This is a genomic window from Aciduricibacillus chroicocephali, from assembly GCF_030762805.1.
Taxonomy (GTDB): domain Bacteria; phylum Bacillota; class Bacilli; order Bacillales; family Amphibacillaceae; genus Aciduricibacillus; species Aciduricibacillus chroicocephali.
On the sequence record NZ_CP129113.1, the window covers coordinates 1,239,136 to 1,252,615 of the forward strand.

At 36.9% G+C, this 13,480-nt stretch carries 12 protein-coding genes and 2 pseudogenes; 12 read left to right on the forward strand and 2 right to left on the reverse strand.

What is annotated here, in order from left to right:
- The first annotated feature begins 312 nt into the window (after positions 1-312).
- The 9 genes and pseudogenes from QR721_RS06445 to QR721_RS06485 form a co-directional block, all read left to right on the forward strand.
- Positions 313-1,698 (forward strand): aminotransferase-like domain-containing protein, encoded by a 1,386-nt coding sequence (locus tag QR721_RS06445; RefSeq protein ID WP_348029633.1) that lies wholly within the window; start codon positions 313-315, stop codon positions 1,696-1,698.
- A 109-nt stretch (positions 1,699-1,807) separates the two neighbouring features.
- Positions 1,808-3,106, forward strand: a complete 1,299-nt coding sequence (locus tag QR721_RS06450) for an MFS transporter (protein WP_348029634.1) — start codon at positions 1,808-1,810, stop codon at positions 3,104-3,106.
- A gap of 321 nt (positions 3,107-3,427) precedes the next feature.
- Positions 3,428-3,982 carry a 2-oxo-4-hydroxy-4-carboxy-5-ureidoimidazoline decarboxylase gene (gene uraD, locus QR721_RS06455; RefSeq protein ID WP_348029635.1) on the forward strand — a complete coding sequence of 185 codons (555 nt, stop codon included), beginning with the start codon at positions 3,428-3,430 and terminating at the stop codon, positions 3,980-3,982.
- 75 nt (positions 3,983-4,057) lie between these two features.
- Positions 4,058-4,189: a terminase small subunit gene (locus QR721_RS06460; RefSeq protein ID WP_348029636.1), complete on the forward strand. Its 132-nt coding sequence runs from the start codon at positions 4,058-4,060 to the stop codon at positions 4,187-4,189.
- Between the two features lie 117 nt (positions 4,190-4,306).
- Positions 4,307-4,498 carry a hypothetical protein gene (locus QR721_RS06465; RefSeq protein ID WP_348029637.1) on the forward strand — a complete coding sequence of 64 codons (192 nt, stop codon included), beginning with the start codon at positions 4,307-4,309 and terminating at the stop codon, positions 4,496-4,498.
- A pseudogene (locus QR721_RS06470) lies at positions 4,482-4,988 on the forward strand (phage terminase large subunit); the annotation flags it as partial. The gene QR721_RS06465 and the pseudogene QR721_RS06470, both read left to right, overlap by 17 nt.
- 96 nt (positions 4,989-5,084) lie before the next feature.
- Positions 5,085-5,465 carry a hypothetical protein gene (locus tag QR721_RS06475; RefSeq protein WP_431189523.1) on the forward strand — a complete coding sequence of 127 codons (381 nt, stop codon included), beginning with the start codon at positions 5,085-5,087 and terminating at the stop codon, positions 5,463-5,465.
- 182 nt (positions 5,466-5,647) lie between these two features.
- Positions 5,648-5,827 carry a hypothetical protein gene (locus QR721_RS06480; protein ID WP_348029638.1) on the forward strand — a complete coding sequence of 60 codons (180 nt, stop codon included), beginning with the start codon at positions 5,648-5,650 and terminating at the stop codon, positions 5,825-5,827.
- A 164-nt stretch (positions 5,828-5,991) separates the two neighbouring features.
- Positions 5,992-6,283, forward strand: a pseudogene (locus QR721_RS06485) (glycoside hydrolase family 25 domain-containing protein); the annotation flags it as partial.
- Positions 6,284-6,655: 372 nt separating this feature from the next.
- On the opposite strand, the gene QR721_RS06495 reads toward QR721_RS06485, so the two are convergent.
- Positions 6,656-7,138 (reverse strand): hypothetical protein, encoded by a 483-nt coding sequence (locus QR721_RS06495; RefSeq protein ID WP_348029639.1) that lies wholly within the window; start codon positions 7,136-7,138, stop codon positions 6,656-6,658.
- Between the two features lie 1,046 nt (positions 7,139-8,184).
- Entirely contained in the window at positions 8,185-8,418 is a 234-nt protein-coding gene (locus QR721_RS06500) for a hypothetical protein (RefSeq protein WP_348029640.1), read from the reverse strand.
- 143 nt (positions 8,419-8,561) lie between these two features.
- On the opposite strand from QR721_RS06500, the gene QR721_RS06505 reads away from it, so the two are divergent.
- From QR721_RS06505 to QR721_RS06515, 3 genes are all read left to right on the forward strand, one after another.
- Positions 8,562-8,789, forward strand: a complete 228-nt coding sequence (locus QR721_RS06505; protein WP_348027793.1) for a helix-turn-helix domain-containing protein — start codon at positions 8,562-8,564, stop codon at positions 8,787-8,789.
- A gap of 113 nt (positions 8,790-8,902) precedes the next feature.
- The gene (locus QR721_RS06510; protein ID WP_348027791.1) at positions 8,903-10,822 is read left to right on the forward strand and encodes a site-specific DNA-methyltransferase; all 1,920 of its coding nucleotides are present in this window, start codon (positions 8,903-8,905) and stop codon (positions 10,820-10,822) included.
- A 7-nt stretch (positions 10,823-10,829) separates the two neighbouring features.
- On the forward strand, positions 10,830-13,421 hold the full coding sequence (locus QR721_RS06515) for a DEAD/DEAH box helicase family protein (protein WP_348029641.1): 2,592 nt from the start codon (positions 10,830-10,832) through the stop codon (positions 13,419-13,421).
- Positions 13,422-13,480 lie beyond the last annotated feature (59 nt).

A 13,480-nucleotide genomic window follows, 5' to 3' on the forward strand; every position in this document is an offset into this window, starting at 1 on the left:
AAATAAACATTGGCTTGATAATCAGATTGAAGGGTTAAATTTGACAGGTGTCTTTTTAATTACGATTTCTTGCGGGATATACATTTAAAAAGATTGAAGACAAAAATATAAGAATATTAAGCGAAATTGATATATGAGTTCTATCAGCACACTGGAGGACACTGAATGGCGTAAGAAGCGTTGTTTGGTGTCCTTTTATATTTTTGGGGCCAATATGAGAAAGAATAATTATTGTTTACCTTTAGTTTATTTCTAAAAAAGCAATTATAATAGCAACAAGTTAAAAATAAAATAAAGAAAAGGATTTGTGTCATGCCAATTAATTCCTTTGAAAACTACCCAATGAGCTGGAAACCATCATTTAGTAAAGAAGAAAAGCCCATTTATAAAACAATCGCAACGCAATTGGAGAGTGATATTATAGAAGGTGTCTTATTGCCAGGGACTAAACTACCTCCACAACGAGAGCTGGCCGATTACTTGGATTTGAATGTAAGTACGATTTCAAAAGCATTCAAGGTTTGTGAGTTGAAAGGCTTATTAAGTGCTAGAGTGGGCAGTGGCACATTCGTTTCTTATGATGCATTGGCGAATGCCTATTTGCTCGAGGAAACAAAACCTAAACTTATTGAAATGGGAGCGACTTTACCTGATAATGCTTCATTCGAACCGTTGATGCTTCAGTTGAAAAGCATGTTACGGGAAGAAAACTATGAGAAATGGTTTGGTTATGGACGAGCTGGAGAAAGTTTATGGCAAAAAGAAGCTGCTCTGAAGCTGATTGAAAGAGGTGGTTACCAAGCAACCGCAGACCAGATTCTCTTTGCAACTGGCGCACAGAATACCATTGCCGCCGCAATAGCTAGTCTCTGCAGCCCGGGAGATCGCTTGGGGGTGGACCAACATACATATCCAGGTTTAAAAATTGTAGCTGCAATGCTGAGTGTGCAGCTGGTACCTATAAGATCGGTTAACAACCAGATGTGTCCTGAAGCTTTGGAAGATGCATGTAAAAATGAATATATTAAAGGCATTTATGTAATTCCAGATAATCACAATCCGACAGCATGCTCAATGTCCGAAGTTAATAGGAAAGCAATTGCCAAAGTTGCCCAAAAATATAATCTGTTTGTGCTTGAGGATGCGTCCTATCATCTGCTTGCAGAAAGTCCTCCGACAGCACTCGCAGCTTTTGCACCGGAGCAGGTTATTTACATAGCTAGCCTTTCAAAATCTATTGCGCCTGGTCTGCGTATGGCATACGTTGCAGTACCGGAGCAGTTCAAGGAACAGCTTTCGAGGGCCCTTTATAATCTAAATGTTTCTGTTTCTCCACTGCTTTCTGAGTTGGCAGCTCGTACTATTTTATCCAATGAATTCGAGCTCATTATTAAGAACCATCAGAATCAAGCTATCCATAGGAACAGACTAGTCAACCATTATTTAAGTGAATGGACCTGCCTTGGTGCCAACACCAGTATTTTCCGTTGGTTGTTTCTGCCTGGCAATTTGTCTGGAGCAGAATTTGAGAAATTAGCTGCGGACCGAGGTGTTCAAGTATATGCGGCTGAAAGGTTTGCAGTCGGAAATAGTTGCCCGGAGAGAGCTGTAAGGATTGCAGTGTGCGCAATGGATAAACTTGAAGAGCTAGAAGAAGGCTTGAGAATTTTAAATCAATTGATGTGTGAAGTAGTTTGATTTGTTCGCCATACAATTATAATATTGTATGGTTTTTTTGCGTGTGTTATGATAATTCAAATTCATCAGGATATTGTTTGCGCAATTCCTAAAGGGGGAGGTTTGAATCATGACGCATACAGATGACGGGAGTACGGACGCTCAATCTGGTTTGGTGGAAAGCTATGTTAATTCACCAGAAAAACAGCAGAAATTGTACAAAAGAACTTTATTGGTCGTTGTGCTATCTCAAATTTTTGGCGGAGCAGGTCTTGCGGCAGGAATTACAGTGGGAGCTCTTTTGGCTAAGGATATGATGGGTACGGACAGTGTAACGGGAATCCCTACTGCGCTATTTACTTTAGGATCAGCGGGAGCTGCATTCTTTGTAGGACGATTCTCACAAAAATCAGGCCGGCGTATCGGTTTGGCTGCAGGGTTTATTACCGGAGGCCTTGGAGCAGTCGGGGTTGTTCTCGCCGCAATGACTAATAGCATATCGCTCTTATTTGCTTCACTTCTCATTTATGGTGCTGGTGCCGCTACAAACTTACAAGCGCGATACGCAGGAGCAGATCTTGCAAATCCAACCCAACGCGCAAGGGCTGTAAGTATGGCAATGGTATCTACTACTTTCGGAGCGGTTGCAGGTCCAAATCTTGTAGAGGTCATGGGGAGGTTTTCCACCATACTGGGCATTCCTCCGCTGGCTGGGCCATTTATTTTGGCAGCTGCTGCTTATCTACTTGCTGGTATATTTCTCTTTCTGTTCCTTCGCCCAGACCCTTTTATTGTGGCTAAAATGTTAGCTGAGGTTAAGAGAATAAATAGTCATTTGACCTGGGAGGATAAGTCAGAAATCCTCTCTACTAACAGACGAGGTATATTTGCAGGAGCATCAGCAATGATTGTAACCCAATTTGTTATGACGGCAATCATGACGATGACTCCAATACATATGGGGCATAATGGTCATAGTTTGAACGCAGTCGGGCTTGTAATCGGATTTCATATAGGCGCTATGTTCCTACCTTCACTTGTAACGGGATTTCTTGTTGATAAAATCGGCCGAACTGCAATGGTAATTGCTTCAGCTGTAACACTGCTCGGTTCAGGTGTTCTGGCGGCAGCCGGTCCTGGGGAATCAATGACCGTGCTTGTTACTGCATTGATTCTTCTTGGGCTTGGCTGGAATTTCGGACTGATCAGCGGTACTGCGATTCTTGTTGACTCTACTTCAACGGTAGTACGGGCTAAAGTACAGGGTAACGTGGATGTCTTAATTGCATTGTCCGGTGCCTTGGGAGGAGGCTTGTCTGGAGCTGTTGTAGCGGTTTCGAGTTATGCTACATTGTCACTTGTTGGAGGGATTCTATCCTTATCGCTAATCCCAATCATAATCTGGACTCGTATGAAAGGTCGAACATAACAATCCATGTGACTATCATTTTTGACTAGCTTGATATACTTGATACGCTTGACGCCGCTGACGCATTAGTTTCTCTGAAATTTTCTGTGTACCATGGAAGGGAGTAGTGCCCCGGACCGTGCTAGACATGTATACTTCTCCTCTCGGCCCGGCCTTTTTGCGGGCTATTTTATTTGCTGAAAGCGGGTTTAAATCTGAACTTGATGAATATTGATTAGGAGGGAGGGGATTAAAATTAGAAAAATATTTGTTTTATTATTTGCGTTAGTTTTGCTTACTGCTTGTACTGAAAAGCGGGCGACGGATGATTCCATAAAAAAAGTGGATAAGGACGTAGCAAAGCAAGAAGAATTGGAGAAGAAACTTGGGTACACATTGGAAGAACTGAACCAGAAAGATCAGCAAGGTTTCGTAGGTGCAGTCGGCTCTATCTTGGAGCACTCACCATGGGTTGCAGAACAAACATGGGTAAAGCGTCCATTCTCATCTGTAGATGAAATGTTCGCTATTATGGAGAAAACAGTCGATACAGCTTCAATGAAAAAGAAATTGGACCTTCTTAACGCTCACCCGGATTTGGGAGGCAAGGTAAAGATGACAGACGAATCCGTTCAGGAACAAAAGGGTGCAGGACTTGACCAGTTGTCAGAGGAGGAGCATGCCGAGTTTCTCTCTCTAAACAAGCAGTATACAGATAAATTTGGTTTCCCTTTTATTATTGCAGTTAAAGGTCTGGATAAAAATGATATTAAGGCTGCTATGCAGAAACGCATTAATAATGATCGTGATACTGAATTGAATACAGCTCTAAAGGAAGTTTACAAAATAGCTCGTTTCCGTTTAGATGAACTGGTTAAACCTTCTAGCCAAAAGTGAATTGTGTAAGCACCCCTTGAGGTGCTTTTTTATGCCCACAAATACATTAGGGATTACCACAAGGAGTGAACGCCTATGGGAGTGAAGCTGACATTAAAACAGCAGAAATTTGCAGATTATTATATTGAGTTGGGAAATGCAAGTGAAGCAGCAAGGAGAGCTGAGTACAGCAAGAAATACGCTGCTCAGAATACAGACAACTACTAAAAAATACTTTAATGTATCCATATACGTGAAAAAACGCATGGAAGAGCTCCAATCAGCGAAGGTGGCAGATCTGCAGGAAATCATGGAATTCCTAACCGCTGTTTCCGCGGAGAAGTTATGGAACCAGTATCAATTTTAGATGGGAAAAGGCACTCAAAAGTTGTCGAGCTTCAACCAAGTGTACAGACAAGGAAAGCAGCAGTCGTTGATCTAGGCAAGCGTTATGCGGTGTGGACTAAGAAGCAACAGCTTGATGTTAATACTGCAGTCACATTTGTTAATGATATAGATGATGAGGATGAAGGTTAAACCGTCTTCCCTCATTCCGAAAGCATTTCATCCCTTTTGGAGAGCGGCCGTTGATCCGGATATTCTGAATATTGTCTGTAAAGGTGGCCGTGGCTCAGGTAAATCATCAGACATTACTCAAATTCTTATCCAGTTCACGATGCGCTATCCATTGAATGGAGTGGGCATTCGCAAAGTGGAAAATACTATTGAGCTTTCGATATTCGAGCAGATCAAGTGGGCAAAAGCCGAACAAGGTGTAAGCTCTGTTCAAGGTGAACAAATTCCCAATGAGGGTCACTTATATACTGCGTGGTAACTACATGGTGATTCGCGGGGCGCAGGAGCCAGAGCGGATTAAGTCGTTGAAGTCAGCGAATTTCTCGTTTGCCTTTGCATGGATTGAAGAACTTGCTGAATTTAAGATGAAATCACTACCATTACTAACTCTCTCTTACGTGAAGAACTAGGTGATGGTATTTTTTATAAGTTCTTCTATTCGTACAACCCGCAGATCATAAGTATTCTGTTGAACTTACAGTCTTGTGTTAAAAATGGAAAAATAGGCTAATATATAATTATGAAGTAATTAGGAGGAGTTGAATTTATGCTTAATCGAATTAGGAAAAAAATGACTTCCGCACAAGAAACTGAATTTGAAACAGATAATGTTTACACAATCTTACCACCTCCGGGAACCGTCATCGGAGAAGCAACCAAAGAAGAAATGGATAAGGCAGCAGAACTCGAGATTAGACATATGGCATTTTTACGCTTACAAGATATGTATATAGAGTTTGATGGTTCGTCGTACAAAGAACTCTTAAAGGATTTTCAAGAGTTCGAAATCGATTCAAGTAATTTCTGGAGAGATATAGCGAGGCGTTTAGCAATTCCATATGAATGGCCTATCAGAGTGGATCATGCAAACGGTCCTATTTATATTGGAGAAAATGATATTGCCGCTGAAGAAATAGAAGAAGATTGATTTAAGAAAAGCGAAGTTTAACATTTTTATAGAGTGGAATAAGCCAACATGATTATGTTGGCTTATTTGCGGCAAACGGCACATGATGTGTAAAACACCTGAGAAGGTGTATTTTTTATGACTTAAAGGATTTCCTTTCTTTTTGGCGAAAATTGACTAAAGAGGGAAGGGGGCTGTATGAATTGAAGGAATTGTTTTCATCCAAAGACTTTTCATCTGAAATTGAAAGTTCGAAGGAATTAATTACAATAGTACAACCCGATGTGAATTTCACTTTACCAATCTTTATCGGCGTATTAGGAATTGCGGTTGAAATAGCAGGTGTTGCTCGCTCTTTTTATTCTAGCAAAAACATGGGTTAATAGCCGAGTTGATTCAGAAATAGGAATTATTGAAAAGAAAATGAGAGCATTTTTGCAGACAATCTCCCCATGCTCTGGGCACGTGGTAAAGATGTATTAATAAGCTCTAAAAAATTGAAGAGGTAAGTCCCGCTTTGAGACAAGAGTATCAAATTATGGGTTTGATGAGGGACATGCGAGCGGGTGCTCAGGCGTTTATTGACGAGCTTAGGAAGCTTGGTGCTAAGAAGGTTGGTTTGTACGTCGGTCATCATGTGTACTAGCAATCCCAAGCTGACAAAATCAAAGCAGACTTTGTATGGATCCCTCGTTATGAAATCTGCTTACCCATGCGATTTATGGCAGCATACCGAGAGAGAAAGATTGACAGGTGTTGCGGGATACGTGAATCTCAACAAATTAAATAGTAGCAAGCCACTTGAATATTTTATAGGTGAAGAGCCAACAGCGCAGTCTGCAAAGGCAGTTTCTAAACCGAAGCCTGCCGCAGGGCCATGCACCGTGAAAAAAGGAGATACGCTGTCAGTCATTGCAGCGAAATACAACACAAGTGTATCGACACTCTGAAAGCTAAACGGAATTGCAAATCCAATTTCAATTCAAGTTGAAATTGAAACTGTTAGGATCTGCATCTAGATCTGCAACCCAATATCATGCTGTGAAAAGTGGTGAAACGATTTATGGACTAGCTGCTAATTAAGGTAGCACTCAGTCACAGATTAAGTCTTGGAATAAGCTGGTTAACGTTAATAAGATTCACGTGGGGCAGAAACTTCGTGTTAAATAATAAAAGCAACCTTCCCTTTGGATGGGGTGCCATATATAGGTCTATAATTCAACTTCTTCAGGTTCTATCCATTCACCAATTTTTAAATCTAAAACGTATGTTGTATCATCATGGACATTAAAATAAACAGGTAAAGGTAATTGCTCCCCTTGGGCTTTATCAAAGCATTCTTTAACCCAACCTGCTATTTCCGCAATAGACAATTCTTCCAGATCATTTTCTATATAGAATTCGATATCAGCGTCATTTTTATCCCATTCATCAAACAAAAATTCATCCGTTAATTTAATATTTCCCGCAAAACCTTCTTTTACCTCATCCTCATCAACATTATTAAACATATCTTCTCTAGTAATTAAATCTAAAATGATTTTAGGGTCGCCTAAACTACTTTCAATGAACAAAGCTTTTACTTCAGGAGCAAAGGTTATAGATTTTAAATCTGCTAATGTCCCTACAACTTCTTTTGTTTGTTTGTCTAAATTTAATTGAATCATGTGTAAATATTCTTCTACAGTATACAATTTTTTACCTCTTTCAAAAAATACACTTTTTTCCATGAAAATATCAAATTGTACTTAAATATACAGTATTATCTATTAAAAATAAACTAAATATTCTAAAGAGATTAAGCATAAAAAAATTAATATTTGAGATAAAGCAAAACATTTTACTGATTAAATAGAAATTATGAACTGCGTTTGTATCATCAGGCTCAAATGTACTTGATCAAGCAGGGCGTGTTCCATCATAATGCAAGCTCGAATAAATATTATGAGGGCTTTTCTTAGACAAAAATATGCATGCGTGAGAAGAATTAATGTGTTAGTATAAACAATGTTCAGATTCCGCTGTATCACGGATGACAGGCCCCTTGCTGTTTGGCAAGGGGCTTTTTCATTCGCTTGATTAAGAACTAACGTTCTGTTATAGTGAGAACATATATTCTTGGAATGGGCGATAATATGAACGGAATCCTCATCAGAACTATGAAAACCCAACAGCCAAGCGAATTGATCTACATGGGCTTAGATGGCAAGCTGTCTCAGCGCAATATCCGGGTGTTATCTATCACAGACGCGTATGTTAAAGCCTTTTGTTAATCTAAAAGGAAACTGCGTACCTTCCGTAAAGAGAATATTTTATCTAGTCGAGTGAAGATAGGGATTATCGCATAATGCTCTTGATATCAAGTGTAAAAAAAATCGAAATTAGTGCCCATACTATTCTATTCTTTAAAAACATATAGTCAAAGTTAATAACAGGGGGGGATTTTTTTATAAAAGTTTATGTTTCTCAAGGACAAGTTTACCTGCATTTAGTATTTGCTCGTAATTTTGGTTGTTAATTAGAGTAGTTATTAACTCGAGTTTACCTAAGTTTATAAAAGTTTGTGTTAAATTCAGTTTGTCCGTTCTTTTATATACACCATCTATATAAGTGCAGAATTCTAGCACTGCTTGTTCAAATGTTTTGTTTACTATCTCTTTTTGGAGACTAAAGCAATCATCTTTATGACTATATGCTGTATCTCTTGATTTAAAGTCGACATTGCTATCAATCACCTTTTTTAAATAATAATAAAAGTTTCTTTATCTTTACACCTCTTTAAAGAAGTGATTGTAAATGCACTGAATTCTGAGGTGTCAAATAGGTAAAGAGCCTGGTAAAAATTATATAGATCCTCAATTTCCTTTAAAATACCTACTGTTAGTTGTTCTTTAGTTTGTTCACTTGAATTGAGGTACACCTTCAATTGGGTAGGTAAGTTTAGTTCATCTATTATCTGATTTAAATTGTCCATGGATTTTCCTCCATTTCGGCTGTAGTATAGAGGATACAGTATAATCAGTGTAGCATATTGCGCTCTGTTTTGCAGACCATAGTCCGTGGACTGAATAGCACATTTCTTCGATTATGAGGAAAAAGAGCGTGGTGCTATGCTGAATGGAGATAGAGGTAGTATTTGGTAAGGTATTGAAGGAATTTAGAAAGGAAAGGAAGCTCTCGCAAGAAGAGTTAGCCTTTATTTGCGGGCTTGATCGTACATACATCAGTTTGATGGAACGGGGTAAAAGAAAACCTACAATAACAACAATTTTTGTATTAGCTGCTGGCTTAGAAATATTACCAAGCCTATTAGTATCGAAGACTGAGCAAAAATGTGGCCTATAATATTTATTATCTTAATTACTGTAAAGTTTGAGATACCTATACATGTAAGATTTCATACAAAAACGTTTATTAAATTGTGCTGAGGTTTTGAAGATTATTGGAGGAGTTATGTGATGGAAGAGCAACTTATTAAAAAGGTGGGGAGTCTTCTTAAGTTATTTCCACAGTACTGGGAAGGTGAACAGTTACTAAGAAACATGGTCATAGAAGACCTTAGAGCATATAAACCAGAATTGCTTGAAGTACTCTTGAGCGATCAAGAGATACGAGAAATGTACGCTGTGGAGATCGCCGGCAGTCTATTATTTAAGATTGATGAATTTATAGATATGCTAAGATACAAAAATTATTGGGCTAACAGCTATACTAAATATCAAAATAAAATAGGTTTAACATCTGGTGGAAGGTACTTGGACTATAATTCAGATGTTATATTAGATTTCCCATATAAAGATTCAATTTTAGAAGGGGGTATGGAGAAGGAAAACGTAGGAAGAAAAGAAGTTTATTATAATAAGATTATAGCAAAGAAGGAGATAGACCAACTACTTGCACAGAAAGTTTTTGTAAACGTTAGAAAGTATAATGAGAATAAAACTGAAGCAGTCAATTTTATAACAGATGAGGATAATCTTGTTATAAAGGGAAATAATTTATTAGCATTACATAGCCTAAAAGAAAGATATTCAGATAAGGTAAAGTTAATATATGTTGACCCACCATATAATACAGAACAGGATTCTTTTAAATATAACGATCGTTTTAGCCATTCAACTTGGTTAACTTTTATGAAGAACAGGCTAGAAATTGCAAGAGAACTGATGCAGGACAAAGGTCTTATATTTGTGCATATTGGTGATCAAGAGATGCATTATCTTAAAGTAATGATGGACTCCATCTTTGAGAGAGAAAACTTTGTTGCAACAATCCCCAGGAAAACAAGAAGTGGTAAAAGTGATGTTCCTTATAAGTTGTCCCAAGACTATGACTGGATTCTAGTATATACAAAAGGCAGCGCAAAAACAGATAAGCTATTCCAAAGAGAAGTAGAAAGGAAATACTATATTTCTGAGGACTTCCCTAATGATGAATGGAGATTATCAGATTTAACAAAGCAGACCTCAACTAAAGAAAGGCCAAATTCAGATTTCACTTTAGTTAATCCGCGAAATGGTGAGAGTTTTCCTGTTAATCCGAATAGAAGCTGGGCTGTTACTAAAGATACTGTCGACGATTATTTAAAGCGTGGAAAAATTGTTTTCCCCGGTGATTATGAATTTTTGAATATTAAACAGCCCTCTATGAGGGTTTTTAAATCTGAAGAAATAAAGAAATATGGAAAGGGCTTTAATAAAGCTTATGTATCAACCGAATTTATTAATCAGACCATGGATGTTTTGCTAAAGCAGGCAGTTAACAAAAAAGGAACGGACGAAATAGTCGATTTGTTCGGTGAGAAAGTCTTTCCATACCCTAAAAATGAAATACTTTTACAAAAGATTATTGAGTATACAACTAATGAAGGAGACCTTGTTTTAGATTTCTTTATGGGTTCGGCAACCACTCAAGCTGTAGCATTGAAAATGAATCGGAAGTTTATTGGCATAGAACAAATGGATTATATTGAAAGCATTTCTATACCCCGTTTAGAGAAAGTCATTAAAGGAGAACAGGGTGGGATTTCTAAGGATGTTGATTGGCACGGTGGAGGTTCATTTGTATATGTTGAGCTTTACAATTTAAATAATAAATATATAAATGAAATACAAAAAGCTTCAAATCAAAATGATATAGAAAAATTGATTTATGATATGAAAGAGAGTGCTTACTTAGACTTTCAGGTAAAACTTAATCAAGTTACTTTAGACAATGAAGATTTCCTTAAATTATCTATAGATGAACAGAAGAAGTCACTATTGGAAATTTTGGATATGAATCAGCTATATCTAAATTACTCTGAAATAGACGATGAGCAATTCTGTATCTCTGCTAATGACCGACAATTTAACGAATCTTTTTATGGGAAAGGATGAAAAGAATATGAAAAATGAAATATTACATCATCGTATTCAAGAAACTTTCCAAAGTCTATTAACTATGGATTATAGACCCGAGCTTGATGAATACTTAAATGATAATCTTAATCATAATCTTAGACCTTACCAGGAAGAAGCGTTACGTCATTTTATTTATACCCAGCGATTAGACAGTGCTGATTTATCATTTAATCATTTACTATTTCATATGGCGACTGGGTCAGGAAAAACCATGGTACTTGCTTCAACGATATTATATCTATTCTATGAAAAAGGTAAACAAAATTTTATCTTCTTTGTGAATAGTGATGCCATTATAAAGAAAACCATTGATAATTTAACTAATATATCCTCTCCAAAATATCTATTTAATAGAAAGGGCATTGTTATTAAAGGGAGGAGAGTTTCTATTCGTGTGGTTAACAGCTTTCCAGAAAGCCCTGCTGATAATACAATATACCTGAAGTTGACCACTATACAAAAATTACATAAGGATCTAACAAATCCACGTGAAAATGGAATGACATTCGAGACGCTTGAAGGAACAGATATAGTACTTCTAGCTGATGAAGCACATCATATGAATGCTTCAACTAAAGCACAAAAGGAAGACGAGAGAACATGGGAGTACACAATTAACCGATTATTAACATTAAATACAGCAAATCGTCTATTAGAATTTACGGCTACAATTGATCTAACAAAAGATGAGCTATTCTATAAATACCAGAATAAAATTGTGTACCAATATGATTTAAAAAGGTTTATGGAAGATGGCTATTCGAAGAATGTTGTTTTACTGCGTGCAAATGAATCTGATGAAGAAAAGCTTCTATCAGCAATTTTACTAAGTCAGTATCGCAAATATATTGCTAAAGATAATAGTATACAACTTAAACCAATTATTATGTTTAAATCTAATACAATAAAAAAATCTAACGAAGTCAATGGTATATTTAACGATCTTATTGAGGGATTAAATACACCAGAGCTTCATCGACTTATAAAAAAGGGCTCTTTGGTGTATTCGAAGAGCCAAAGTATATATCAAAAAATGTACACATATTATCTGACAAAAGATTTAGAGGAAGTTATAAAAGAAATTAAATGGGATTTTAAGCAAGAAACTGTTTTAAATGTTAACTCTAAAGAATTCTTGTCAGAGGAAAATAGCTTGTTACTAAACACTTTAGAAAGCCCGGATAACCCGGTTAGAGTAATATTTGCAGTAGCTAAGCTTAATGAGGGATGGGATGTCCTCAATTTATTTGATATTGTACGTATCAGTGAAGGTGCTCCAAGGACTAAAGGTATAACGGATAGTGAAGCACAACTTATAGGAAGAGGTGCAAGATACTACCCTTATTGCTTGGAAGGGGAAGTATCTTATCGTCGTCGTCAAGACTATAACGTATCCGATCTTAAGGTAATTGAAACTTTACACTATCATACTATCAACGATAACTCCTATATAAAAAATTTGCAAAAATCACTTGATGCTGCTCAGATACAGATTAAGGAGGATAGTATTCAAGAGTTCAGGGCAACTCTTAAACCGGGATTTAAAAAGAATGACTTCTTTAAGAACGGAAAGATTTATATTAATCGCCTTATAGAAACCTCTGAAGAATATTACCAAACCTTGGAGGATTACAGAGTGAATCTAGCTTTTGAAACGACCTTAGATTCAGTTGTTGAACAAGATTATCGCACGGGAAGAGAAAGATTAGGGAATGTTGAACGCAAAGAGATAGAACTTTTTTTTACGAAGGAAATTTTACAAAAAGGTATTCAAAGGAACCCATTCTTTCATTTTAATCACCTATCACAATACATTCCTCATTTAAAGAGTATAAGAGAGTTTATTGAAAGTGAGAATTTCCTCGGTAACTTAAAAATTTATGTATCTATCCCATCGGCATATGAAATAGAAGATTTGACTCCTAAGGATCAACTAGATATATTCGAGAAATTTCTAAGACATGCAGAGGATAGTATTAAAAATAACTTTATGAAACAGATGGGGACACCTGAATTTGAAGGATACTCTATATCTTCTATGATAAAGGATTATGTAGTGCAAGTTAATCAAGTCTCAGGTAGGACTATGGGAGATATCATTCGTGAAAGGCCAATGAGGCAACATGATTGGTTTATTTACGATAAAGCAATTGTTAATAGCTTAGAGTCAGACATGATAGACTTTATAATAGAGTACGTTGAAAAGCTACAGGAGGAGTATGAAGAGGTTTATTTAATTCGTAACGAGAAACAGGTTAGAGTTACGGAAATTGATGGTGTTAGGGGATTTATGCCGGACTTTCTGCTTTATTTAAAAAATGAGCAGTATACGTACCAAGTATTCATGGAGCCCAAAGGAGCTCACCTACTTGAAAAGGACAAGTGGAAACAAGATTTTTTGGAGCAATTGTCTGAAGACCCAAGAGTAGAGATTCTGAACGAAAATGAAAAGGTTAGGCTCCTAGGAATTAAATTTTATTCCAGGGAAGCAAGGGAGAAGGAGGAATTCAGAAACGACTTTAAAGAGAAGTTACTATCTCAGAAGAGTAATTTAGATGTGGGTAAGAATAATTAACAATAGGTTTGTTGTCAGTAACTTATTAATTTCAAAAGTTTAAAAGAACTTAACCTCGT

What these genes read in the sequence shown, in the direction of transcription:
- QR721_RS06500 (WP_348029640.1), bottom strand. Translation starts at nt 8,418, where the DNA reads ATGGACAATTTAAATCAGATAATAGATGAACTAAACTTACCTACCCAA.
- QR721_RS06475 (WP_431189523.1), top strand. Translation starts at nt 5,085, where the DNA reads ATGCTTAATCGAATTAGGAAAAAAATGACTTCCGCACAAGAAACTGAA.
- QR721_RS06460 (WP_348029636.1), top strand. Translation starts at nt 4,058, where the DNA reads ATGGGAGTGAAGCTGACATTAAAACAGCAGAAATTTGCAGATTATTAT.
- QR721_RS06445 (WP_348029633.1), top strand. Translation starts at nt 313, where the DNA reads ATGCCAATTAATTCCTTTGAAAACTACCCAATGAGCTGGAAACCATCA.
- QR721_RS06505 (WP_348027793.1), top strand. Translation starts at nt 8,562, where the DNA reads ATGGAGATAGAGGTAGTATTTGGTAAGGTATTGAAGGAATTTAGAAAG.
- QR721_RS06510 (WP_348027791.1), top strand. Translation starts at nt 8,903, where the DNA reads ATGGAAGAGCAACTTATTAAAAAGGTGGGGAGTCTTCTTAAGTTATTT.
- QR721_RS06450 (WP_348029634.1), top strand. Translation starts at nt 1,808, where the DNA reads ATGACGCATACAGATGACGGGAGTACGGACGCTCAATCTGGTTTGGTG.
- QR721_RS06465 (WP_348029637.1), top strand. Translation starts at nt 4,307, where the DNA reads ATGGAACCAGTATCAATTTTAGATGGGAAAAGGCACTCAAAAGTTGTC.
- QR721_RS06515 (WP_348029641.1), top strand. Translation starts at nt 10,830, where the DNA reads ATGAAAAATGAAATATTACATCATCGTATTCAAGAAACTTTCCAAAGT.